This window comes from Thermotoga profunda AZM34c06 (assembly GCF_000828675.1).
Classification (GTDB): Bacteria; Thermotogota; Thermotogae; order Thermotogales; family DSM-5069; genus Pseudothermotoga_B; species Pseudothermotoga_B profunda.
On sequence record NZ_AP014510.1, the window covers coordinates 1804080 to 1828251 of the forward strand.

The following is a 24172-nucleotide window of genomic DNA, read 5'->3' on the forward strand; positions in this document are numbered from 1 at the left end:
AAAAAGACGGTTTGGTAGAATAAGTAAAAAGGAGATGATACTTCTTGTACGATCTACTGATTTTGAACGCAATGATAATCGATGGTACTTCATCACCTTGGTTTTATGGAGATATTGGCATAGTCGGAGAAAAAATCTCAGCGATAGGCGACTTAAAGAGATGTAAAGCAAGAAAGATCATAGATGTCAAAGGTTTATTTGCCTGTCCTGGTTTTGTGGATATTCACAGTCATTCAGACTTTCACACACTTGTGGATAACAAGTGTGAAAGCAAGATAAGGCAAGGTGTCACTACAGAAGTCATCGGAAATTGTGGATACTCTCTTGCTCCATTACTCGGTGAAGCGCTTGAAGAAAGTAGGAAATCTCATTTTGAATTGTACGGTATAGAAGCTGGATGGCAGACTGTTGAAGAATATCTCCAAGCATTGGAAAGATCAAGACCATCTGTGAATTACGCCATGTTGGTTGGTCATGGAGCAATTAGAAAATCTGTGATGGGTTATGAAAAAAGAGATCCAACCGAAGAAGAATTATCAAGAATGAAAAAACTACTCGACCAAGCGATGAAACAAGGTGCTTTTGGAATGAGTACGGGTCTAATTTATTCACCTGGTTCATTTGCAAAGACAGGTGAAATAATAGAATTGTGTAAAGTTGTCGCAAAAAGAAATGGTATTTACACAACTCACATGAGAAGCGAGAGTGAATATTTAGAAGAGTCGGTCCTTGAATCTATTGAGATAGGTGAAAAATCCAAGGTTTCGGTACAGATATCGCACCATAAAGCCTGTGGTAGAAAATATTTTGGTAAGGTCAATAAAACGCTTGAGATGATTAAAGAGGCAAGATCAAGAGGTATAGATGTGACCTGTGATGTTTATCCATACACTGCTACGGCGACAGATCTCGATGCGATATTGCCAGATTGGGTACACGAAGGTGGCATTCAGAAACTCATCGAAAGACTCAAAGATAAGAACATAAGAGAGAAGATCAAAAAACAAATTGATCCTGTTCAAAAAGCCATGAGTGGATATGAAAATCTCTATATAACTTATACGTTTACCGAGAAAAATAAGCAATTTCAAGGAAAAAGTATCGCTGAAATCTCCAAGATTTTGAACAAAGATCCACTGGACACTGCCTTTGATTTGATTGTTGAAGAAAAGTCAAAGGTTGGCATGATGAGATTTGCAATGGACGAAGAAGATGTGAAAAAAGTAATCTCAAGTCCATTTTCAATGATTGGATCTGATGGTAGTGCCCTTTCAGTCGATGGTGTTCTTTCACATGGACATCCACATCCAAGAAATTTTGGTACCTTTCCAAGGGTGATTGCACGTTATGTAAAAGAATTCAAGGTGATAACCTTAGAACAAGCCATCTACAAAATGACATCGTTCCCAGCACGAAGGGTGGGTATATTCAATAGGGGTATCATTCGACCAAAGATGGCTGCTGATATAGTAATCTTTGATTTTGATAAAATTCAAGACTTGGCTACCTATGAAAATCCAAAGCACTACCCTCAGGGCATAATTCATGTGATAGTAAATGGCGAACCCACTATTTTTGAGACTGAACATACAAAAGCTCGTGCTGGGAAGATTCTCAGAAAGAGTTGATCAACAGACACACATCAAGATTTCTCTTAAAATCTTTGCTGCTAAAATGCTTGTTCTTTCTGAGAGATCTGCCAGTGGAGAAACTTCAACTAAGTCAAAGCCAACTATTTTCAGTTCTTTAAATCTTTGGATTATTTCAAAGATTTCCTTTGGAGTACATCCACCTGGCTCAGGAGTTCCAGTACCAGGCGCGAAGGCGGGATCAAATACGTCTATATCAAAAGTTATGTACACTGGAAAATCTTTCAATTCATCAAGTATTTTCATAAAAGGTTCTTTCACGTCATACAGAAAAGTTCTTGTGTGATCTTTTGCAAAATCGAATTCTTCCTTTAAGCCAGATCTGATGCCAAATTGATATAAATGTCTGTCTTTGATATATTCGCACACCCTTCTCAGAACTGTACCATGAGAGAGCTTTTCACCAAAAAGAGTATCTCTCAAGTCTGCGTGTGCATCAAAGTGAATGACTTTCAACTCCGGGTACTTCAGTACAACTTGTTTGACTATGGGAAGTGTTATCAAATGTTCTCCACCGATGAAAATCGGTATTTTTTCATCCTGAATGATTTTACTCGAGATCTTCTCAATTAGCTCGAGGCTCTTTTGAAGATTTCCCAATGGCATCTCGATATCACCGGCGTCATAAAAAAATTTGTTATTCAAGGAATCATCTAAATATGGACTGTAGTCTTCTAAGCCATAGGAAAGCTCTCTGATTCTCTTAGGTGCCACACGTGTCCCGGGTCTGAAACTCGTCGTCTGATCCAGTGGCGCACCTACGATAACTGCCTTGCTCGATTCGTAGTCATCTTTTGATCTTAAAAAAGTATATTGGCTCACCAAACCTTCAAATCTCTTCATTTTATTACCTCCTTATCTTCAATCATTTTGATATCAATGATTCTATCTACTCTGAATGTTCTCAGATCTTTTCTTTCAAAACAGTAACCCTGAAGACCTAAAAACTTTTTTCCAGAGTAAGAAAATTCTCCCACTCTCCTTGGCTCAACAACTCTCCTTGATTTCTCATTATCAGACCTCACATAGACGATCAAAAGGCATTTTTTCAATTCAATAGCCTTGTTTATGAGTGCTATTTTTTCGCCCAGAGATAGCTTTTTTTCACTATTTTTACACTGAAGATCTCTCAAAAATCTGAAAATTCTTCTATCGAGCATTATGTCTTTTTTCGTTACAGCTCTTGTAAGTGAAATCCCATTCAGGCGAGTACATCTACTCAATGCCACATACAGTTGTCCTGGAGCAAAAAGATGTTTTGAAAGATCGATGATCACACTATCAAAAGTTTTGCCCTGGCTCTTGTGTATCGTGACAGCCCATGCCAATCTCATTGGAAATTGACTGAATGTACCTACTGTTTCCGTCTCGATTATCTTTTTTCGTTTGTTGTATCTATAATGAAATATATCCCAAGTGTAGCGCGTCACTTCTTCAATTCTATTATCAGAAAAAAGAACTTCGACGGTATCTTCATCTTGATGAATATTTACGACTTTTCCAATAGAACCATTCACCCATCTATCATCACTATCGTTATTCAACATCATTACTTGTGCACCTTTTTTTAGCGTGAGTATATAATCTGCGGGAAAAGAGCTTTCGTCAAAGTCTCCTTGTATCTTGGCTTCGAGTTTGTACAGTTTACCTTTGATCTGTCTGAGTTTTTCCTGATTCACACTATTCGCAGTTTGGTTGTAACCCGTCAGATAGATGGTATATTTAGTATTAATAGGGTGCACATTCACCCTGCTGTTGAGAATAGATAGACTTTTCTCACTTACGGTTCCATTTCTAACTTCATTGAGGATTCTCACGAATAATTCATCATTTTGCCTGTAAACCTTTTCAAGTTCTATGAATTCCCAGTCAACGTTTTTGAAGGCGTCTGAGTCGAAAAAATATTCGCTTTTGTATCGTTCTTTGAAGAATTCCTTTTCTTTCCTTGCGACTACGGGTGGTAATTGATATAGATCTCCAATCAAGATCATCTGAACACCGCCGAAAGGTTTATTAGAATCTCGAGCATTTAAACGCAAGAATCTATCGACACAATCAAACAAATCAGCTCTAACCATAGAGATCTCATCAATGATGATAGTATCTATTTCTTTGTAAAGTTCATCATCCATTACATCAATATTCTCGATGGTCACGCCGGGTTTGAATTTGAAAAATGAATGGATCGTCTCACCATTAACATTCAATGCTGCAACACCTGTTGGGGCGAGAACTACAACCTTTTTCTTTGTTTTGCTACGAAAATACATGAGCAACGTAGATTTACCAGTCCCAGCCCTGCCAGTTATAAAAATGTTCTTATCTGATTTTTCCATTAACTCTAATGCATTCAAAAATTGTTCATTCAATTCTATTTTGCTCATATCTGATTTATTATGACATGCTAACTATGAAATTTTGTAAATTGACGATGCCGACTTTTATGCGTATAATCATTCTAAACAAAGGGGGTATAGTAAAATGAGAAAGTTTCTTGTTTCATTTGGCATTTTTTCACTACTCGTTTTTTGTTTTGGTCAGATTAGTTTGCAAGAAGCCGCTCCAGTTATCCAAAAACTTGGTATCTTAAAAACAGTCGATGATTCAGCTCTAACCTATGACGAATTCTATTCTGCAGTAGCAAAAGCCTTCCCCGGAAAAGAATCACTAATAAAGAAAGGAACAGACCAAGTTCTGAGAAAAGACTTTATCATGACACTTGTAAAGGTACTTGGACTTGAAAAAGAAGCTGCAAAATTCGTGGAGATTTGTACTCTCGCAAACGATGAAGATAAAGTCCCAAAGGAAGCCATAGGTGCATTCACACTTGCATTTAGAAGCGACAGACAACTTTTAGATTATCGTTATGGTCATTTGCTTGAGCCACTGTCACCAATAACAAAAGCAGAAGCGGCGAGATCTTTTTACATGGCACTTTATCCACCAAAACGTGGTGGAACAATCGTAACAGCAGTTGGAGCAGATCCCAAGGGATTCAACACTCTGTTCACTTCTTCAGGTCTCACTTGGACGATTTGCAACATCATTGGTGATGGAAATACGGGAACCGATGACAATGGTTTTTACCATCCAAGGATGATAAAAAGAATACCTACAATTGAAAACGGCCTTGTGAAAATCAATCAAGATGGTTCGATGAGTGTAACCTTTGAACTCAGAAAAGGTATGAAATGGCACGATGGTCAACCAGTCACGGCACATGATGCAAAATTCCAATGGGAAGTCATGGTTTCTGAAGCCCCTGTGACATCAAACTACTTTGAGAAGATGGCAGATCGAGTCGATGTAATAGATGATTATACATTCACAGTTCACTTCCCCAATCCAGTACCGGGTGCTGAACTTGGCTCATCGGTTTATGCCTATTACTATGGTTGGTTTCAGCTTCCTGAACATCTCTATAGAAAGGATTTTGAGGAAGCCAAGAAAACAGGGAACTGGGATCAATTCGTTCAGAAGGTCACCTTCAATCCGATCATGACAGGACCTTACAAATTCAAAGAGTACGTCGAAGGACAGTATATTGTCTTGGAAGCGTTTGATGATTATTACATGGGTCGACCGAATATCGATCAAATAGTTATGAGAATCATCCCGGATAGCGATGTCGTTTTTGCATCAGTTCTCAAAGGTGAAATAGATTTTGGACGTTACACACTCGATCTTAAGCAAAGTTTGCAACTTGAGAAAGACAAAGGAGACATATTTAATGTTTACTTCACTCCCAACGTGGCTCTATGGACGATTGATTTGAATTTCAGAGATCCAAATGATCTTTCAAAACCACATCCATTGTTCTCTGATGTAAGGGTCAGACAAGCCATTTTATATGCAATCGACCGCCAACAAATAAACAACGTTGTATTTTTCGGAAAAGGTCAGATTGTAGATACATGGATCACAGAAGTTCATATGATGAGAGATGCCTTGAAAGGAGACCATATAAAGAGATATTCATATGATCTGAAAAAAGCAGAAGAATTACTTGCTCAAGCTGGCTGGAAAAAGAATAAACAAGGATTGCTTGAGAAAGATGGTAAGGTTTTTGAGTTTACATTAATCGCAGGTGCGGGAAGCAGTCAGAATGAATTAATAACTCAGTTGATACAAGGTATGCTCAAAAAGGTTGGAATATCTGTAAAGATAGAAATGAAACCTGCCATTGTGATATGGGATGAAGCCCCTATGGGTAAATTCGATGCATGGCTGACTGGCTGGGGTTATGGTGTTAGTGATGAGGCTTTGAATTACTGGGGTAGCGACATGATACCATCACAGGAAAACAACTGGGGTGGTACAAATTACACAGGTTGGTCTAATCCAAAGAACGATGAGATACTCGCAAAAATGGCAACAGAAGTTGATTTTGCAAAGAGAGTCGAGTTATATAAACAACATTTCGCACTTTGGACCAATGACCTACCGGTTCTACCTTTGATCTCAGATCCAACACCTCATTTTGCAAAGAAATACATAAAAAGTTTCAACTCGACCTATGACAGTGGTCTTGGTTGGATTATCTACAACTGGTATATAGATACAGAGCAGCATTAATAGCTGGGGGTTGCCCCCAGCTTCACCTTTAAGGGGGCTTTGAGATGAATTTTGACTATTTGGTCGATCAGATACCAGATTACAAAAGATTTTTCTATGTCGATGAATTTGACAAAAGAACACGAGAACTCGCCAAAAAATTTCCTAAGGTGGTACAAGTTCATGAGATTGGCAAATCGAGAAATGGTCATTCGATAAAAGTGGTCAAGATAGGTAACGGTTCTAAGAATGCATTGATGTTTGGCTGCCCTCACCCTAACGAACCAATAGGTGCGATGATGTTAGATTTTCTTTGTGAGAAACTTGCACAAGATGAGCAACTGAGATCATATTTTGATTACACCTGGTATTTAATAAAAGTCATAGATCCAGATGGTACAAAGTTGAACGAGGGTTGGTTTTCAAATCCACAGTCCATAAAGTCTTATGCGAGTAATTTTTACAGACCACCGGGACACAAGCAAGTTGAGTGGACCTTCCCTGTGGATTATAAAACCCTGCATTTTCATGATCCATTACCAGAAACACAAGCCTTGATGAAGATCATGGAGGAGAAAAAACCAGTTTTCATGTACTCTTTACACAACGCCGGCTTTGGCGGTGTTTATTATTACATATCTAACGATTCACCAAAACTCTATGAAGATTTCCACACCATCCCTCATAGATTTAAAGTGCCATTAGCACTTGGTGAACCAGAAGTTCCATATCTGAAGATGCTCTCAAAGGCCATATACAAACTTTCTCCGATAACCGAGGAATACGATTATCTTGAAAAACACGCAAAGGTCGATCCTGCTCAAATCATAAGAGCTGGTGCAAGCTCAGATGAATATGCTCAACGTGTAGCGAATACCTATTCTCTTGTCTGTGAAGTCCCGTATTACTATGATCCAAGGATAGAAGATATCTCACAAGCTCAGATGACAAGAAAGGAAGCAAGACTCATATCCTGGGAGAGTTCAACAAAACAATATGACTTTGTCAAAGAAGTCTTTGAAATATGCAAAGATTACTCAAATGAACATTCTCCATTTTACGAGGTACTCAAAAATTACGTTGAGATTATGCCAGAACATCTTAACGCAGAGAAAAACTGGATCGAAACCGATCCACAACTTCAAAGAAAGGCTACCGTTGCTGAAGTTTTTGATAATACCTGTGTCACACAGTTCTACCAATCTCTAATGCTCGGTATGCTAAAAAGGTTTGTCGGTGATATTCTTGAAAATTACAAAGACGAGAAAATATCTGAAGTCAAAAAGAAAGTCGACAATCAGTTTAAGAAAAAGATAGAATATCTTGAAAAGAATCTCAACTACAGAGCAATACCGATAAGAGATTTGGTCGCCATACAATTGTTGGCAGGATTAAAAACAGCCGAATATGTACAATCGTTGTAGGAGGTAGCATTTTGAAGAGATATTTGATCTTTCGTTTCATCGAATTGATTCCCATATTTTTTCTCATCTCCTTGATCATTTTTGTCATTCTAAATGCGATGCCGGGAGATCCATTACTAACGAGTCGTCTGGAAAATCCACGTGCACTTGTCAGAGATCCAGCCAAGATCGCTGAACTCAGAAGATATTATCATCTCGATGATCCTTTGATAGTCAGATATGGTTTTTGGCTTACGAGTTTTCTAAAGGGTGATCTTGGCTTTTCTTCGATGTATAAACAACCTGTGCTGGACATTATTGTCAAAAGACTTCCAAATACGCTCACCTTGACGATAACTGCTTGGATTATAGGGCTTGTAGTGGCTTTTCCAATAGGAATTTATTCTGCTGTTAAGAAATATTCATTTTTCGACTACTTTTTCACCGTTTTGGCTTTCATTGGTATCTCTCTGCCAACTTTTTGGTTTGCACTGATGGCAATAATCGTGTTTTCTGTAATACTTGGTTGGTTCCCTATATCTGGTGTTCAGACTTATGGTGTCACAGGTTCCTGGAATATCTTTGTAGATAAACTCAGACACCTGACTTTACCAGCCTTGGTTCTTGGTTTAGTTCAAGTTGCCTATTGGGTGAGATACATAAGGACATCACTACTGGAAGTTCTCGATCAAGAATATATAAGAACTGCCTACTCAAAAGGTGCAAAAGAAAGAAGGGTAATCCTAAAGCATGCTTTGAGAAATGCCATGATACCGATAATCACCATAATAGCGCTTGACATACCATATTTCTTTGGTGGTGCGTTGATCGTTGAGACGGTCTTTTCATGGCCTGGCATGGGAAGATTGATGTACGAAGCAGTTTTAGCAAGTGATTACAATCTTGCTGTGAATTGTTTGATGTTCATTGCTGTTATCACTTTACTGTCGAATTTACTTGCGGATATTCTCTATGCCGTAGTAGATCCAAGAATAAGACTTGGTGCGAAGGCGGTGTGATAAGGTGTTTTTAATGAAAAAAAAGATCGAGCAATTGCAAGATAGTTCTTTTATACCAATTGGTACTTACTGGCAATTGGTGAGAAAAAGATTTCTAAAGCATCGCTTGGCACTCTTTGGACTGGTAATTCTTGTTTTTGTAACTATGTTCAGTCTCATTGGACCGTTATTTATAAAAACCACTTATGACGAATTCGATCTTTCTGCTATCTTTGCACCACCTTTTTCACAGAATCATCTTTTTGGTACAGATGAACTCGGAAGAGATGTACTTGTAAGGGTTATGTACGGTGGGAGAATATCGCTTTTTGTTGGGTTTGTATCGTCTTTAATTACAACGGCGATTGGTTTATTGATTGGATTGATTTCCGGGTATTTCGGTGGGATTGTTGACAGATTACTCATGAGATTTGTCGATGTAATGCTTTCAATACCTCTTTTTCCGATACTTCTCATTCTCACAATGGTCTTTGGTTCGGGTTTAACAAATACAATACTTGTATTATCTGTCTTTGGCTGGATGGGTATATCAAGACTTGTTAGAGGAGTCGTTCTGTCAATAAGGGAAAATGAATACATAATGGCGGCACGTGTTCTTGGCACAAATAGGTTAAAGGTTTTGTTCAAACACATCTTACCAAATGCCATGCCTATAACGATTGTTTCAATGACACTCAATCTCTCTTATGCGATACTTTCAGAGTCTTCTCTGAGCTATCTTGGTCTTGGTATACAGCCTCCCACTCCATCTTGGGGTAATATGCTTCAAAGGTCAATGAATTACATTCTATCTACAGGTCACTCAAACACTGTGCCATGGTGGCTGGTATTCTTTCCGGGTTTTATGATTTTCATAACAGTTTTGAGTGTTAACTTTCTGGGTGATGGACTTCGTGATGCCCTTGATCCGAGATTTGTCAGCGAAACTTGAGGTGATTGAATGCTTTTAAAGGTAGAAAACCTAAAAGTTGGGTTTAAGACGAATATGGGAAAGATTGTTCCTGTAGACGATGTTTCTTTTGAGATAGACAATGGTGAAATACTGGGTATTGTAGGTGAGTCTGGTTGTGGTAAAACTGTCACGGCATATGCGATCACAAGACTTTTGCCAAAGAATGCCTTCATCTCAGAAGATTCACATATATGGTTCAATGGTACTGATCTTTTAGCTTTACATAGAGATGAATTGTACAAGATCAGAGGTAAAGAAATCTCGATGATCTTTCAAGAACCAATGTCTTCCTTGAATCCCGTTTACACAGTGGGTTGGCAAATAGAGGAAGTTTACGAACTTCATGAGAAAATGAGTAAGGAAGAGAGGAAAACCAAAGCCATACAAATGCTGACAGGTGTGAAGATACCGGAACCAAATAGTAGATATAGTCACTATCCTAACCAATTGTCTGGTGGAATGAGACAACGTGTAATGATAGCAATGGCTTTGGCATGTAGCCCAAAACTCCTGATAGCCGATGAACCAACTACCGCACTTGATGTTACAATACAAGCCCAGGTATTGAAGCTGATGCTTGATCTTAAGGAAAAATTCAACACAGCAGTTTTATTGATAACACACAATCTTGCGGTCGTTGCTGAAATGTGTGACAGAGTTGTTGTCATGTATGCGGGCCAAGTGATAGAAAAAGCCGATGTTTACGAGATCTTTGAAAATCCACTACATCCATATACAAAAGCCCTTCTGAATTCCGTTCCAAAGATACATCAAGATGAATCACGCAGAGAAAAACTCGCATCGATCGAAGGAGTAGTTCCGCATCCAGCAAGATATCCAGCTGGTTGTAGATTTCATCCAAGATGTGTTTTCAAAAAAGATATCTGTTCACGACAAAAACCACAGAACGTCTCTGTTAGTTTGAATCACATGGTCAAATGCTGGCTTTACAGTGAGGGAAAGACAGATGGAGAAAATCCTTGAACTTGAAAACGTCAGTAAGTGGTTTCCTATAAAAAGGCATTTTGGTAAAAGATCATATTTGAAGGCTGTCGATAGTGTTCATTTTTTTGTGAATCGTGGTGAAACCTTTGGATTGGTTGGAGAATCTGGTTGTGGCAAGACTACCCTTGGTAGGTTGATTGTCAGACTGTATCAACCAACCTCTGGTAAGGCTGTTTATCACGATAATAATTCGGTTGATCTTTTTTCACTCAATGAAAAAAGTTTTCAAAAATATCGTGCGAAGATTCAAATGATCTTCCAAGACCCATACAGTTCTCTCAATCCAAGATTGACCGTTCTACAAATAGTAACCGAAGGTTTGTCATCTCCAAGTCTATCGATTTCTGACAAAAGACATTTGGCATCACAAACTTTGGAGAGTGTTGGTCTCAGATCGGAATATCTTTACAGGTATCCTCATGAATTCTCTGGAGGTCAAAGGCAAAGAATTGGCATCGCTCGTGCACTCATAATGCAACCAGAGCTTTTGATCTGTGATGAACCTGTCTCTGCGCTTGATGTCTCTGTCCAGGCTCAGGTGATTAATTTACTGATATCTCTTAAAGAAAAATACAATCTCACCTATATCTTTATTGCGCATGATTTGGCAGTTGTCAAATACATCAGTGACAGGATTGCTGTGATGTATCTTGGAAAATTAGTAGAGCTTTCGACTTCAAAAGATCTATTCAATCATCCACTACATCCTTACACTCAAGCTTTAATAGCATCTGTACCAGTTGCAGATCCAAAGGTACGAAAATTGGCAAAGATACAGCCAATCCAAGGTGAGATCACATCTCCAATAGATCCACCCAGAGCATGCTTATTTGCTTCAAGATGCCCTTACGCCATGAAGATATGTCATGAAAATGTACCTGAACTCAAAATCGTTGAAGACTCACACCAAGTAGCTTGTTTTTTGTATCATTGATTCCAATTTATGAGCTACCTTGAGTAAAAGAGTTTCATTCCATACATCAGATACCAGTTGTACACCTATGGGTAGACCATCTATTTTTCCAACGGGTAATGAGATAGCTGGCAGACCAGCGATATTAAAAGATGCTGTAAATCTTGTGAGCCTTCTTGCCATTTCAACTGCACCTTCTCCAGAAATAGGTGGTGCAGTTATAGGGACTGTTGGGAGTAGTAGAATATCGTATTTCTGAAATAATTTTTTAAATCTGTGTTTGACAAGACTTTGTGTGTATCTTGCAAAGGCGTAATCACTACCGGTTGTCTGTAAACCTTCAGTTAGTCTTTGCCTCACATCTTCTGAAAACCATTCTGGCTTTTCTTTCAATCTCTGTCTGTGAAAGGTTGCAGCTTCGGTTTGCGTCATCAAGCCATTTGCTGCTGCAGCTTCCTTGAGCCAATCCATATTTTGTGAATCTACAATCATACCGAGTTTTTCGGATAATTGTGCCACGATGTTTAATCTTTCTAAGATCCTTGGATCAGTTTTTTCAAAAAACTCTCCAACTGCTTTTATCATTTTAATACCACTTAAGAAGTTATCGAAATCTGGAGTGTTTGTTTTTCTATGCCTTAAAGAAAATGGATCTTCTGAGTCATAACCTTCTATCACACTCAGAACAATCCATGCATCTTTCACACAATTTGTTATTGGTCCAACATGGTCTAAATGCCATGCAAGTGGTATGACTCCTTTAGTACTCACCCTTGCATAGGTTGGTTTTAAGCCCACAACACCACAGAGTGCTGATGGGATTCTTATTGAACCACCTGTATCAGTCCCAATTGCCGCCAGTACCATACCTGTGGCTACTGCAACGGCAGAGCCTCCAGACGAACCACCGGAGATCTTTGCAGGATCATATGGATTTTTACAAGCACCAAAATGGATATTGTTGTTTGTCACACCAAGTGCTATTTCATGCAGATTGGTTTTTCCAACGATTATAGCCCCGGCTTTTTTCAATTTTTTCACTACAGTTGCGTCTTCATCGGGAATGAAATCCTTCCAAAAAAGACTTCCTGCCGTTGTTCTTACCCCTTTGGTATGAACAAGATCCTTCAAAGCTATAGGTATTCCGAAAAGTGGTGGCAAGTTATCCACATCTGCAGTTTTTAATATCTGATCTTGTTCCTTTGCTTGTTCTAAAGCTTGATCAATCGTTAAAGTTATAAAGGCATTCAAATCTTTGTGCTGTTCTATTTTTTCTATGCACTGTTTTAAGATCGTTGTTGGAGTTATCTTTTTTTGCCTTAATAATTTCTGTGCTTCGTAAATGTACATCTTATCACTTCCTTGCAATCATCCTTGGACCATCTTGAAGGAATTTGCCTCTGAATTTATCTTCTTTCAACATCAAATGACTGTCAAGATCACAAAAATCGAATGCACCGGTTCCCATCGCAAAATGCACACTTTGATTTATACCCACGCTCGATTCACCCATACAACCGATCATCAGTTTTATGTTTGCACTCTTTGCGAGCTCAACTATTGAAAGTGCATCGCTTATGCCTGATTTCATCAATTTTATATTCACATAATCAACGGCTTCTTCTTTTATCAATCTCAAAACATCAAATTTTGTCTTCGCCGATTCATCTGCTGCAACTGGAAATGACACGTTGAATCTGACAAATCTGAGTCCATCGATATCACTCATATGCACAGGTTGTTCATAGACAGCGATATCTATTCCGGCTTGATATAACTGATTTGCAAATTCAACTGCTTGCTTTGGTGTGTAACCCATATTTGCGTCGACTATGTACTTTGCACCTTTGCTGACTTTGTAGATTTCATACATCGCTTCGATATCTTCTTTTAAATTCTCTCCTACCTTTATCTTAATAGTTCTAAAACCTGCATCGAATATCTTTTTTGCATCCTTTACTCTGTTTTCCAGTGTATCAATACCAACGGTCTTGTCCGTCTCTATTTGTTTTGTTGCTCCACCCAACAGCTGATAAACCTCTAATCCCGTCTCTTCACTGAGCGCATCCAAAACGGCAAATTGAATTGCTGCTTTTAAACTTGGTGTTGCAAAAAGTTTATCTGTAGCTTGAAAGATCCTTTTGTATTCTTTGACATCCATTTCCAAGAGCATTTCCTTTACAAAATCCTCAAGTGCCATGATCATCTCTGGTTTTTCGCCATTCACTCTGAAAGAAGGCGATGCCTCTCCGTAACCTTGTATGCCATTTTCCAGTGTTATTTTCACCTCAATATTTGTTGCACAAGATGCAATACTTCCTGTTATATGAAAAGGTTTTTCATACTCATATGTTTTCAAAGAAAATTCTATATTCTTTATCTTACTCACTTGTATTTCCCTCCTTTATAATTGCTGAAATGAAATTACCTCGATCTTTGTTTGCAATTTGACTTTCTTGCCCTCTGACTCGGCTTCTCCTGTTTGATTGTCCGTTGGATCTTCTCTGTAAAACACGGTCTTTGGTTCAAAATCCTTCATAAAATCTGAATTAGCGACCATTCTAAAACCATCGAGATTGCCAAAATAAAATCTTCGGTATGGCTCATTATCTCTTCTTGCACCACCAAAAGAAGGATCGACTGGAAGCCAACCGTATGGTTTTACATAAAACAGTGCCCAGTCATGTGAAGAAGCAAATACGGGATTTGCGTACCAACCAGATTGCCATCTTGCAGGTATACCAGCTATTCTACACATGGTTATAAACAAGATTGCTTGAAATCCACAATCACCCTTCAGATTTTCTGATACGTATTTTGATATATTCTCAAAGGTTGCATAAGGTCTGACATAAGAATACCTGACATGATTTGTGATCCAGTCATAGATTTTCATTGCTTTGAGATAATCATTTGATTCACCTTGTAATATCTCATTTGTCAATCTTTTCAAATATGGACTGAAGACTATATGCGGTGGATCTTCATTCAAATGTTCATCGATATCTGGTCTTTCAACTTTGCTGGGGTCTACTTTATTGATCCATTCGCTCACCGTGTATTCAAACTCGATGAAGTACTCTTTGTCTTTTGATTCGAAATATATCGTTCTTTGTGGCGTATCATTCGGTGCGATGAAGTAGTTCTCATGACTTGCGGATATCAACTTCACATCTCTGACTTGAAGTTCTTCTTTTGGAAATGGAAGCCAAACACGGAATGATTTACCATCTCCTTTTATCTTTGCATTCATCTTTATGCGAACCTTGTACTCTCTTGGTAAATTGCCACTTAAAAGCTCATCTAATCTTTTGTGTAAAAGCTCTTTTGCCCTTTCTGAATCTTTATCTTTCTGCATTCTTTCTTTGTATTTTGGTAAAGCAAAACCAATGTTGGGGATGAATCTTTCCTGAAATTTTCTCTTACCATCTACGAGTATGTAATCGATATATCCATTTTCAAGAAGTTCATAAAACTCGTCGTAGGTAAAATCTGTGATCTTTTCCTTGGCTTTTTTTAATGCTTCTTCTTCATCAAATGGATAATTCTCTAAAAGCATGTTGATTCTTTCTCTCTCGTATAAAAGTCTCTGTCTTTGAATCTGTGTGATTCTTTCATCTTTGAGCCATTTGTCAATCAATCTGAATGCCAAGGTGAAGTTACCGATCTTTTCCTCTCGTTGCACATCCTCAGGAAGATCACACATCAAAAATTCCACTTTATCACCCCTTTTCAGATCTATTGTATCAACTGTTGGATTGGTTTTGTTTTTTCAATATAAGAAAAAATGAATTTTTAAAGAATGACATAACAATAGGACCATTTGCTTGAAAAATCTCTTGAGTCATCGAAGAGAGAAAATATATCAAGTATCAATTTGTGAATGAATAATTATAAACCCTTTTTTGGTCGATTTCTCAAATTCTGGTATCAATTCAAGAAGAATAATTTGCAAGAACTTTCGCTCTTTCTGTATCAACTATGCCAAGATCGGAGAATTTATAGAGTGGACTGACTGTCAAAGCCAGAACAGAGAGAAAGATCACAGGATTTTTGTGCCTAACACCAGCTTCCCTGAGTGCATTTTCTATTTTCTCGAGCCTTCGAGCGACTGTTTCAACCTTTTGTGTGCTTATTATCCCACCTATCTCAAGTGGTAAACTCACAGAATCTGAACAGTCATGATACACCATACCACCACCAATATTCAAGAGCTCCTCAACAGCCATTTTCATGCATCTTGAACACTTTCCCACCACAACAATATTGTGCGAATCGTGTGAGAAACTTGAAGCAAAGGCTCCTTTATGCATTCCAAAACCTTTCAACAATCCGACGTGTCCTTTCAAAGACTTTCTGTGAAACACAGCTACATTGACATAATCACCAATCGCAAAACCGTTTTTGATACTAATCGATTCTTGGATTAGTTCCGTGAAACTGTTTCGATCGTTACATATAACTACATTCAATTTTTTAATACCATCGCCGACATTCGACAAGTGAAATTCTCTTTCACTAAAAGTTTTTTTATCAAATCTCAAGGTCAATCTTCCCTCAAATTTCTGTGGTAGAAGTCTTTCATATTCAACACCTTTGCAAAAAGTATTGATAGGTTCTAATTCTTCAAGATTCTCAGTAACAAAGAAGTTCGCATATTTCGCTGGAGCTATCGCTCCAAGATTTGGTAACTTCAAATATCTTGCAGGCTTGATAGTTGCAGATGCGATTGCATCAAGAAGGTCCCATCCCTTTTTCGCTGCCAGGGACACAACTTTGTTCAGATGACCTTTTAGCAATTTTGTGGTTGGTGTGTCATCGGTAACAAGGAGTATCTGAGACTTATCTTTCAATTTTGAAATTGCCTGGATATTTTCCTCGGTAAGGGATTTTTCTTGAATCATCACGCACATACCTTTTGAAAGTTGTTCTGAAAGTTTCTGTGGGTTTGTTAAGGTATGGTCTGAACCAATACCAGTTGATATGTATTTCGATAGATCTTTCCCTTTCAAGGTAGGACAGTGCCCTTCGATCAACAAATTGTGCTTTTTTGCTATTTCGATAATTTCAAGGAGTTTTTCGTTGTCATTCAATACTCCTATGTAATCCATAACCTCTCCAAGTGCTATCACATTCTCTATCTTTGCAAGTTTTTCTACATCTTCAGGTTCGATAGATGCATTTGGTGTTTCCAGATTCTTATTGGTTGTTGGAACACAACTTGGAATAGCGGTATAAAACTTCAAAGGTTGATCTTTTCCATTTTCAATCATGAACCTTACTCCATCTATTCCAAAGACATTGGCCATCTCATGGGGGTCTTGTAACACTGCGATCGTCCCATGTTTTAAGGCAACTTCTGCAAATCCACTACATGTGACAAGAGAACTTTCAACATGCATATGAGCATCTATCAGTCCTGGTACTACATACATGTTTTTTAGATCGACAATTTCAACTGGTTCGTTTTCCGTGATTTCTCCTTCTTCGACAAATTCGAAAACACCATCTTTTACCAAAAACCATCCTTGAAAGATACGTTGTCTGAAAACATCTACGATCTTTGCATTTTTAAAAAGTCTTCTCTCCAGAACGATCCCTCTCTATCAATATTTCGACTGCTCTTATGGCAACATCTATCATCTTCTTTTCGGCTTCATAGAATAGTCTCTCTTTTTCTTCCAAAGTTGGTTGTGGATTAAGCCAGATATTTGAATCCGTTGCGAGTATAGCGCCTACAGAAAGATGTCTCAAAGATCCAAGAACAAAGGCAATCGAACACTCTTGTTCAGCTGCCACAACACCACAGTCGGTCAGAAATTTATTTAAATGCTCATCTTGAACGTAATATGCATCTCTTGTAAACACAATACCATGGTAATATTGGTAATTCAATTCTTCTGCAGCTTTCATCAAGGCAAGTGTGACTTTTAGATCGGCAACTGCGGGAAATGGAGCAGGAGCATAGGCGTGTGAAGTGCCTTCACCCCTATACGCCGCTGTGGCTATTACCAAACTACCAATTGGCATATTTGGTTGTCTACCTCCGGCTGAACCAACTCTTATCAATGTTTTTGCTCCAACTCTTGCCAATTCTTCAATTGCTATCGAAGCCGATGGACCACCGATACCAGTTGAGCAAACGCTGACAGTCTCACCGAGCAATTTTCCAGTATAAACATGATATGCCCTATTCATTGAGATCTGACTTACACTCTCAAGCCGCTTGGCTATTTTAGCTGCCCTTGCTTCATCACCCGGTATGAACACATATCTTCCCACATCTCCCTCTTTGCACCTGATATGTTTTTGAACACTCATTCTTCTTCCTCCTTAATTGCCAAAAGATGCTCTGCAGGTATGTGTAAAAACACTCTGTCACCTTCGGTGATATTTTCCAACTGAGATAATTCCGTTTCGACACCTACAAGATTGCCATCTGACATCTTCAAAATCAGAGAGACGCTCTCACCTTGAAAAATCTTCGATGCAACCAGAGATGATAGTTTATTCTCACCGTCATGAACGTCGACCATCATCCTTCTTGCTCTGGCGCAAAGTACAACCTTTTCATTTTCTTTCATGCTGGTGGTTGTACGGGCTTTGAGCGATTTTTCTACAGTCTTTATGGTTGCAAAATCACCTTCTACTTTTTCCACAACACCCTTGGCGATTTCTTGAAAACCCATGAAATTTGCTACAAACCTTGTTTTTGGGTTTGAAAACACTTCTTTTGGAGTGTCAAGTTGCACGATCTTACCATTGTTCATGACGGCAATTTGGTCTGACAATGCCACGGCTTCAGATTGGTCATGTGTGACATAGATAGTAGTTATTCCCAATTTTTGTTGAATTCTTCTTATTTCATTTCTCATTTCAATTCTCAAATTTGCATCCAAATTTGACAATGGCTCGTCCATGAGAAGAACATCTGGCTCTATTACGATAGCCCTCGCAATCCCAACTCTTTGCTGCTGTCCTCCCGAAAGTTGAGATGGCAGTCTATATTCAAGTCCTGAAAGCCCAACTAAATCTATCGCTCTTTTAACTCTCTGATCTATCTCTGATTTATTCAATTTTCTCATTTTCAACCCAAACGCGATATTTTCAAAGACATTCAGATGTGGAAATAAGGCATAGCTTTGAAATACAATCCCCATATTTCTCTTATGTGGTGGCACTCTCGTATAATCTTTACCATTCACAATGATCTTCCCATTCATTGGTGATATAAAACCAGCCAAAGTTCTCAGTGTCGTAGTTTTTCCACATCCCGACGGGCCAAGCAGTGACAAAAACGAGCCTTTTTCAACACTTAAACTGAGATTTTTCAACACAACAACATTATTTTGGTAAGCAACGGATACATCCACAATTTCAAGAAAGGCCATTTTCATCCCTCACAAAAGTTTGGATATACCAAAGATTTTCTGAACCAACAAAACAACTACCAGTGTCGCACCTATCAACAACGTCGAAAGGGCTGCAATGCTTGGATTATAGTAATACTCCATATATGTCATCATCACTATTGGCAAGGTACTCACACCAGGACCGGTGAGAAAAAGAGAGATCGGTACATTGTTAAAAGATGTGATGAATGTCATTATGAAAGCTGAGATTATGCCAACTCTGATGTTTGGAAGAACAACTAAGAAAAAACTTTTCAATGGATGTGCCCCAAGGCTCTGCGCTGCTTCTTCAATTGAAAAAGGTAAATTCACCAGACTTGCCAGAGTGGATCTGACCACGTAAGGCAAAACAATAGCTGTATGGCCAATTAACAAAGTTGCCTGAACTGAAAAAATATTCAACAAGACAAAAAATCTGAGCAAAGCGAGCCCAGCGACCATCCCAGGTATTATCACAGGCAGAGTTGTGACAAGTTCTATCAGGCGCTTGCCTTTGAAATTATATCTCGCTGTGATATAAGCCACAGGTACACCCAGCAATAAAGAGAGAAAAGATGAATACAAAGCTAACTGCAAGCTGAAGATAAAACTCTTTTGAAACATGGGCATTGCGATAACTTTCTTGAACCATGATAACGTGAACCCCGTTGGTGGAAATCTCAGTGTAGAAGATGGTTCAAAAGAAGCAAAGAAGATCACCAAAAATGGACCGAGTAATATAGCAAATACAATTATTAAGCAAAAAACAAGCCATCTATTGATCTTCATTGCTTACTCACTCCCAAGCTACTGATCTTTCTGGAAAGGTAATTCACAGCAAGGGTCGTTACGAACATCACCACAGCGATTACAGTCGCCATGCTCCAATCTAAGGTCACCGATGTCTTTTGATAAAGCAAAGTACTCAACATCAAGACGCGACTTCCACCGAGTACCGCTGGTGTGACATACGCAGTTATGCAACCAGTGAAAACCAGTGTGGATCCTGCAACAATACCTTCGACTGTGAGTGGAATATAAATCTTTGTAAAAAGATTAAGAGCGTTTGCACCAAGACTTTTTGCTGCCAAGGGTACTTCCTTTGGAAGGTTTTCAAGGGCACTCACAAGGGAAATAACCATCAAAGGGAGAAACAACTGCAAAAGTCCAAAAAAGACAGCCCCAGGTGTGTAAAGAAGTCTTTTAGGGCTGTCTATGAGTTTAAGCGAGATCAATAGATTGTTGATCAAACCCTCTCGACCAAGTACGGCAAGCCACGAAAAGGTCCTCGCCACAGAATTTGTCATCAATGGAAATACCACTAAGGTCATTAACAAACTCTTTAGCGAATCATTTGCTATATTCACGATGGCTAAGGCAGATGGATATCCAATTGCCAGTGAAACAACAGTCACAAGAAGACTTATCGTAAGACTTCTTGTATAAGCCACACGCGAAACTCTTTGAGTGAAGAACTGGACATATTTATTAATCACCCATCCTTTTTGAGGTTGATAGACACTTTCAACCATTATCAAAAAGATGGGTAGAAGAAAAAACACGAGCAAAAACAGCAATGTTGGCAAGATTATGACGTACTTTTTCATCTTATTGTGCTATCAACTCGTTCCATTTGTTGATCCATTTATCGTAATTTTCTACGATGAAATCTGTTTTGTAGAAAATGAGAGATTTTATATGATCAACACCATAAGTCAATTTCTCTGCTATATCTTGGGGAACTGTGACATTGACATTCACTGGCGAATCCACAAGATCCATTGCTTCTGCATACTGCACTTCTTGACTTATCATGAAATCTATGTACTTGTAGGCTTCCTCGAGATTCTTTGCGCCTTTCACTATACTGATTACATTCAGAAAACCTGGCATACCTTCCTTAGGTGTTACCCACGCAAGGGGTAAACCAGTATCAAGAAATTGACCCCATGAAAACCTCTGAACTGGAGCCATCCAGACTTCACCCATCTTGAAGAGATTGATGAGTTCCGATGAAGTCTTATAAAAAGTGACGACATTTTTCTTGAGTTGGTTGAGCTTTTCAAATGCCGCTTTCAATTCAGGATCATAAGCATTTCCACCATAGATTTCATTAAAAAGCATCATCAATGCCGGTCCTTGTGTCGTCGTTATATCTGGTAGACTTATATGTCCGGCTACTTCCTTATTCCAAAAATCTTTCCATGAAGTGATTGGTCCTTTGATCTTATCCGTTCGATACACGATACCCATGCTATAAACTGTATAGCCAATGCCGTAATTTCCTCCAATTGGATCCTTGGCAAAATCATAGATTTCTGTGTAATTTTTCAATTTACTCACGTCAATGGGTTGCAAAAGACCTTCTTTAACAGCAAGCATGGCATAATAATCAACAAAATGAACTACATCGATTACAGGATTACTTTTTTGAGAGATTAACTTGGTCAACCTTACAGAATTATTTCCAACTTCTCTGACAATTTCAACGCCATATTTTTCCAAAAACGGTTTAGAGATGTTCTTATCCAGAAGATCAAGGTTAAAACCCCATGTTGAAACATTCAACTTTGCGGCACAGAAGGCTGTTACAGCAATCAAAGACATGATAATGCCAAGAAAAATCTTTTTCATCTTTGATCCCTCCCATGGGAATTTAGCTTCACTACAAATATTGTAGCAAAAGTGAATAAAACAGGCAAGATCTCAAAAATTCGAAACTTTTTAAGGTGAGTATATCCAAAACCAAATTGACTGTTTTATGTGATGATAAACTCACATCACCACTTTTTACCGAACACGGCTTTTCAGTTTTCATAGAGAAAGATGATCAATCACCAATTCTTTTTGATATTGGTAACAGTGATGTTTTCATGAAAAATGCCAGTATCCTGAGAAAAGATTCGACAAAAGTTGAAAAGATAATAAGCCATGGTCATTACAAAAGCGTGGTTTGAAATACCTTTGAAAGAAGAACAAAAAAGAGTAACAGACGCCTTGAAAAAACTTGGTGTGAAAAAATCATACCCTATTATTGCACAGGAGACCAGGCAAAAGAGATTATCAAATAAGGCATGAAATCATTAATTATCTTTATAATAACTTTGATTTTCTAAGAGTTGTTCCTGTGGAACGTCTTTCAATTCTCTTGCTGGGATTCCAGCATACACTTTTTTAGGAGGCACATTTCTTGTTACAACAGCACCTGCAGCGATAAGGGCATCTTCACCAATTTCTATACCAGGTAAAATAGTTGCATTCGCTCCTATTCTTGCACCTTTTCGAATTGTTGGACCTTTGAAATATTTCTTTCTTTCTTCTGTTCGTCCAAGAAAGTTGTCGTTTGTAAAAGTGACCTCAGGGGCTATGAAACAGTAATCTTCGATTGTTGACATGGCAGTGATATATGCTTCTGTTTCTATCTTTACATATCTTCCTATCGTTGTTTTATTTTCAACGGCTACTCCTCTACCTATTACTGTATATTCTCCAATCACCACATCTTCTCGAATGCTGGCAAGATCTCCAACGAAAACATAGTCCTTCAAAGATGCGCCTCGATAGATAACACAATTTGCACCTATCGTCACATATTTTCCTATGATTAAAGCTGGAAGAGTTTTCTTTTCAGTAGTTGCTGATATAGTAGCTTTGAAGGGTTCCTTGCCCAAGATGGTATTATCTCCAATTATACAGCCTTCACCAACCACGGTATCTTTTTTGATCACCACGTTGTGTCCAACGGTCACATTGCTATTTATAACTACACCATCTTCAATTACCACATTGTGTCCAAGGATTACATTTTCACCGATTTTCGCATTTGATGAAATATACACGCACATCACTCCTGACAAGATGATAGCATAGATTGCATTGAAACGTTATGATTAACTCAACGTAACAATATTCGATAAACAAGCGAAAGACTCATATGGACCTAAAAAGATGACGATAAACATCAAAAAAATCATTAATGATGAGGAATTTTTTTAATTTTTGGGGTATGTAACTTCGTATATTATATAATGGAGAGTAATGCCTGGGCAGCTGTGTGCACACGGTAAAGTGTACATCGGGATAGGTCTAAGCTGTTGGAGATTTGTTGGTCAATTCAAGACAAAGAAAACTTTCCACAAAACAATACCATTGGAAAAAATAAAAAACACTCAGATGATTATGAAAACTTGTATCAAATTATGTATTTAGAAAAGAGTTCAAAAAAATCTACAGGAAAAACCTTTTTGATCGATGATGCGAGAAAAATATGTTTTAAAATCAACTCAATGAGAGTATCTAAAAAGAATAACTATAAAAGCGGTCCTTGAGTGACCGCTTTTTTGTTGCTCAAAAGATTTTGAAAATTCATATCAACAGTAATTTTTGTGAACCACTTCTATGAACTCATTTACATCAATTATTGAATTTACGAGCAAAGTGAAGATACCTTCTAAAAGTAATTTTCTTGCCGTTAGATATTCCTTTTCATAATATTTTAAGTACATTTCCCAAAAACCACCCCTGTGTATATATTCTTTGTCCTCAAGAAAACCTATCAACACCGCTTGAACAATTTGAAGATCTTGATTATGTTGTATCTTCATTTTCTTTCGGCTGTAGTATTCCGTTGATCCATAAAGATTGAGCCCACCTGCCAAATAATCTTTCATCCCATAGACGATATTTCTAATACCAGACATGTATATGGCGCCGGCACACATCACGCATGGTTCCATGGAACAATAAATTGTGTATTTGTTTATATGTTCTCCGTCGAGCTTTGCAAGTGCATTCAGTTCAGCATGAGCGATCGCATTGCCGTAGATTTCCCTGTGTCTACCAGAATCCTCGTTGATCATATTCCTGCCCCGAGAGATTATCTTTCCCATCTCATCAACTACGATTGAGCCTATCGGCAAACACCCTTTTCTCAAAGATTCCACACACATTTCCACAACGGATAACTCCAAATCGTTCATCTGAGCACTCCTTTCTGCACTATGATTTTATACCATTGTGTCCATAGAGACATCTTAATAGATTTCACGGTCGTGGTACAATGAAAAAAGTAAAAAGTAAATAGATAAATGCTGAAAGCTAAGGGAACACCGGTGAAAGTCCGGGGCTGTCCAGCAACCGTGAGTGGGGACGAAAGCCACACAATTGCCACTGGTTGAAGCTGGGAAGGCGTGGCGAGTAGATTGATCCACAAGCCGGGAGACCTGCTTTGAGCAGATTGTTTTTCCCGAAAACTTGGGATTTTTCGGGAAAAATTTTGTTTAGTGT

General features: G+C 38.4%; 21 protein-coding genes and 1 riboswitch. Of the genes, 8 read left to right on the top strand and 13 right to left on the bottom strand.

The features are described 5' to 3' along the window. Nucleotides 1–44: 44 nt before the first annotated feature. On the top strand, nt 45–1628 hold the full coding sequence (locus TSP02S_RS08810; protein ID WP_041083510.1) for an N-acyl-D-amino-acid deacylase family protein: 1584 nt from the start codon (nt 45–47) through the stop codon (nt 1626–1628). Here TSP02S_RS08810 and speB read toward each other — a convergent pair whose 3' ends face one another. Together speB and TSP02S_RS11190 are read right to left on the bottom strand one after the other, a co-directional pair. Then, a complete protein-coding gene (gene speB / locus TSP02S_RS08815; protein WP_052465408.1) occupies nt 1629–2492 on the bottom strand; it encodes an agmatinase in 864 nt (287 codons plus the stop codon). After that, nucleotides 2489–4033, bottom strand: coding sequence for an AAA family ATPase (locus TSP02S_RS11190; RefSeq protein ID WP_041083512.1), 1545 nt, complete (start codon nt 4031–4033; stop codon nt 2489–2491). The genes speB and TSP02S_RS11190 overlap by 4 nt, the downstream gene beginning before the upstream one ends. Before the next feature lie 97 nt (nt 4034–4130). On the opposite strand from TSP02S_RS11190, the gene TSP02S_RS08825 reads away from it, so the two are divergent. From TSP02S_RS08825 to TSP02S_RS08850, 6 genes are read left to right on the top strand one after another with little or no spacing between them, the layout of a single operon-like run. Then, nucleotides 4131–6224, top strand: coding sequence for a peptide ABC transporter substrate-binding protein (locus tag TSP02S_RS08825; protein WP_041083514.1), 2094 nt, complete (start codon nt 4131–4133; stop codon nt 6222–6224). Nucleotides 6225–6268: 44 nt separating this feature from the next. Next, nucleotides 6269–7627 carry a M14 family zinc carboxypeptidase gene (locus TSP02S_RS08830; RefSeq protein ID WP_041083516.1) on the top strand — a complete coding sequence of 453 codons (1359 nt, stop codon included), beginning with the start codon at nt 6269–6271 and terminating at the stop codon, nt 7625–7627. Nucleotides 7628–7638: 11 nt separating this feature from the next. After that, on the top strand, nt 7639–8625 hold the full coding sequence (locus TSP02S_RS08835; RefSeq protein ID WP_041083518.1) for an ABC transporter permease: 987 nt from the start codon (nt 7639–7641) through the stop codon (nt 8623–8625). A 13-nt stretch (nt 8626–8638) separates the two neighbouring features. Further along, complete coding sequence (locus tag TSP02S_RS08840) at nt 8639–9556, top strand: ABC transporter permease (RefSeq protein ID WP_041084337.1); 918 nt, start codon at nt 8639–8641, stop codon at nt 9554–9556. A 9-nt stretch (nt 9557–9565) separates the two neighbouring features. Continuing rightward, nucleotides 9566–10561 carry an ABC transporter ATP-binding protein gene (locus TSP02S_RS08845; RefSeq protein ID WP_041083520.1) on the top strand — a complete coding sequence of 332 codons (996 nt, stop codon included), beginning with the start codon at nt 9566–9568 and terminating at the stop codon, nt 10559–10561. Then, nucleotides 10545–11516 carry an ABC transporter ATP-binding protein gene (locus TSP02S_RS08850; protein WP_041083522.1) on the top strand — a complete coding sequence of 324 codons (972 nt, stop codon included), beginning with the start codon at nt 10545–10547 and terminating at the stop codon, nt 11514–11516. The genes TSP02S_RS08845 and TSP02S_RS08850 overlap by 17 nt, the downstream gene beginning before the upstream one ends. Here TSP02S_RS08850 and TSP02S_RS08855 read toward each other — a convergent pair. The 9 genes from TSP02S_RS08855 to TSP02S_RS08895 all read right to left on the bottom strand — a co-directional run bounded on the left by TSP02S_RS08855 (nt 11484) and on the right by TSP02S_RS08895 (nt 21520). Further along, nucleotides 11484–12845 carry an amidase gene (locus tag TSP02S_RS08855; RefSeq protein WP_041083524.1) on the bottom strand — a complete coding sequence of 454 codons (1362 nt, stop codon included), beginning with the start codon at nt 12843–12845 and terminating at the stop codon, nt 11484–11486. The two genes, TSP02S_RS08850 and TSP02S_RS08855, sit on opposite strands and share 33 nt — an antisense overlap. Before the next feature lie 4 nt (nt 12846–12849). Next, entirely contained in the window at nt 12850–13884 is a 1035-nt protein-coding gene (locus tag TSP02S_RS08860; RefSeq protein WP_041083526.1) for an L-Ala-D/L-Glu epimerase, read from the bottom strand. 15 nt (nt 13885–13899) lie between these two features. Then, nucleotides 13900–15213 (bottom strand): transglutaminase-like domain-containing protein, encoded by a 1314-nt coding sequence (locus TSP02S_RS08865; RefSeq protein WP_041083528.1) that lies wholly within the window; start codon nt 15211–15213, stop codon nt 13900–13902. Between the two features lie 217 nt (nt 15214–15430). Then, the gene (locus TSP02S_RS08870) at nt 15431–17014 is read right to left on the bottom strand and encodes an adenine deaminase C-terminal domain-containing protein (RefSeq protein ID WP_041083530.1); all 1584 of its coding nucleotides are present in this window, start codon (nt 17012–17014) and stop codon (nt 15431–15433) included. 52 nt (nt 17015–17066) lie between these two features. After that, nucleotides 17067–17816, bottom strand: a complete 750-nt coding sequence (locus tag TSP02S_RS08875; protein ID WP_041083532.1) for a nucleoside phosphorylase — start codon at nt 17814–17816, stop codon at nt 17067–17069. Further along, nucleotides 17813–18886: an ABC transporter ATP-binding protein gene (locus TSP02S_RS08880; protein WP_041083534.1), complete on the bottom strand. Its 1074-nt coding sequence runs from the start codon at nt 18884–18886 to the stop codon at nt 17813–17815. Before TSP02S_RS08880 ends, TSP02S_RS08875 begins: the two co-directional genes overlap by 4 nt. A gap of 9 nt (nt 18887–18895) precedes the next feature. Beyond that, nucleotides 18896–19675 carry an ABC transporter permease gene (locus tag TSP02S_RS08885; RefSeq protein ID WP_041083536.1) on the bottom strand — a complete coding sequence of 260 codons (780 nt, stop codon included), beginning with the start codon at nt 19673–19675 and terminating at the stop codon, nt 18896–18898. Then, entirely contained in the window at nt 19672–20493 is an 822-nt protein-coding gene (locus tag TSP02S_RS08890; RefSeq protein WP_041083538.1) for an ABC transporter permease, read from the bottom strand. The genes TSP02S_RS08885 and TSP02S_RS08890 overlap by 4 nt, the downstream gene beginning before the upstream one ends. 1 nt (nt 20494) lies before the next feature. Then, nucleotides 20495–21520: an ABC transporter substrate-binding protein gene (locus tag TSP02S_RS08895; RefSeq protein WP_041083540.1), complete on the bottom strand. Its 1026-nt coding sequence runs from the start codon at nt 21518–21520 to the stop codon at nt 20495–20497. A gap of 95 nt (nt 21521–21615) precedes the next feature. Here TSP02S_RS08895 and TSP02S_RS08900 point away from each other — a divergent pair, with 95 nt between their 5' ends. Then, nucleotides 21616–21843 (top strand): MBL fold metallo-hydrolase, encoded by a 228-nt coding sequence (locus tag TSP02S_RS08900; RefSeq protein ID WP_193789908.1) that lies wholly within the window; start codon nt 21616–21618, stop codon nt 21841–21843. 126 nt (nt 21844–21969) lie between these two features. Here the strand turns inward: TSP02S_RS08900 and TSP02S_RS08905 are convergent, their stop codons facing one another. Together TSP02S_RS08905 and TSP02S_RS10795 are read right to left on the bottom strand one after the other, a co-directional pair. Further along, on the bottom strand, nt 21970–22725 hold the full coding sequence (locus TSP02S_RS08905; RefSeq protein WP_082025999.1) for an acyltransferase: 756 nt from the start codon (nt 22723–22725) through the stop codon (nt 21970–21972). A gap of 531 nt (nt 22726–23256) precedes the next feature. After that, on the bottom strand, nt 23257–23865 hold the full coding sequence (locus TSP02S_RS10795; protein WP_052465409.1) for a nucleoside deaminase: 609 nt from the start codon (nt 23863–23865) through the stop codon (nt 23257–23259). A gap of 98 nt (nt 23866–23963) precedes the next feature. Then, nucleotides 23964–24130: riboswitch (cobalamin riboswitch) on the top strand. Nucleotides 24131–24172: the final 42 nt, after the last annotated feature.

Bases quoted from the DNA above. Each gene is read 5' to 3' on its own strand.
- speB (WP_052465408.1), bottom strand. From the start codon at position 2,492: ATGAAGAGATTTGAAGGTTTGGTGAGCCAATATACTTTTTTAAGATCA.
- TSP02S_RS11190 (WP_041083512.1), bottom strand. From the start codon at position 4,033: ATGAGCAAAATAGAATTGAATGAACAATTTTTGAATGCATTAGAGTTA.
- TSP02S_RS08825 (WP_041083514.1), top strand. From the start codon at position 4,131: ATGAGAAAGTTTCTTGTTTCATTTGGCATTTTTTCACTACTCGTTTTT.
- TSP02S_RS08830 (WP_041083516.1), top strand. From the start codon at position 6,269: ATGAATTTTGACTATTTGGTCGATCAGATACCAGATTACAAAAGATTT.
- TSP02S_RS08840 (WP_041084337.1), top strand. From the start codon at position 8,639: ATGAAAAAAAAGATCGAGCAATTGCAAGATAGTTCTTTTATACCAATT.
- TSP02S_RS08845 (WP_041083520.1), top strand. From the start codon at position 9,566: ATGCTTTTAAAGGTAGAAAACCTAAAAGTTGGGTTTAAGACGAATATG.
- TSP02S_RS08850 (WP_041083522.1), top strand. From the start codon at position 10,545: ATGGAGAAAATCCTTGAACTTGAAAACGTCAGTAAGTGGTTTCCTATA.
- TSP02S_RS08855 (WP_041083524.1), bottom strand. From the start codon at position 12,845: ATGTACATTTACGAAGCACAGAAATTATTAAGGCAAAAAAAGATAACT.
- TSP02S_RS08875 (WP_041083532.1), bottom strand. From the start codon at position 17,816: ATGAGTGTTCAAAAACATATCAGGTGCAAAGAGGGAGATGTGGGAAGA.
- TSP02S_RS08880 (WP_041083534.1), bottom strand. From the start codon at position 18,886: ATGGCCTTTCTTGAAATTGTGGATGTATCCGTTGCTTACCAAAATAAT.
- TSP02S_RS08885 (WP_041083536.1), bottom strand. From the start codon at position 19,675: ATGAAGATCAATAGATGGCTTGTTTTTTGCTTAATAATTGTATTTGCT.
- TSP02S_RS08890 (WP_041083538.1), bottom strand. From the start codon at position 20,493: ATGAAAAAGTACGTCATAATCTTGCCAACATTGCTGTTTTTGCTCGTG.
- TSP02S_RS08895 (WP_041083540.1), bottom strand. From the start codon at position 21,520: ATGAAAAAGATTTTTCTTGGCATTATCATGTCTTTGATTGCTGTAACA.
- TSP02S_RS10795 (WP_052465409.1), bottom strand. From the start codon at position 23,865: ATGAACGATTTGGAGTTATCCGTTGTGGAAATGTGTGTGGAATCTTTG.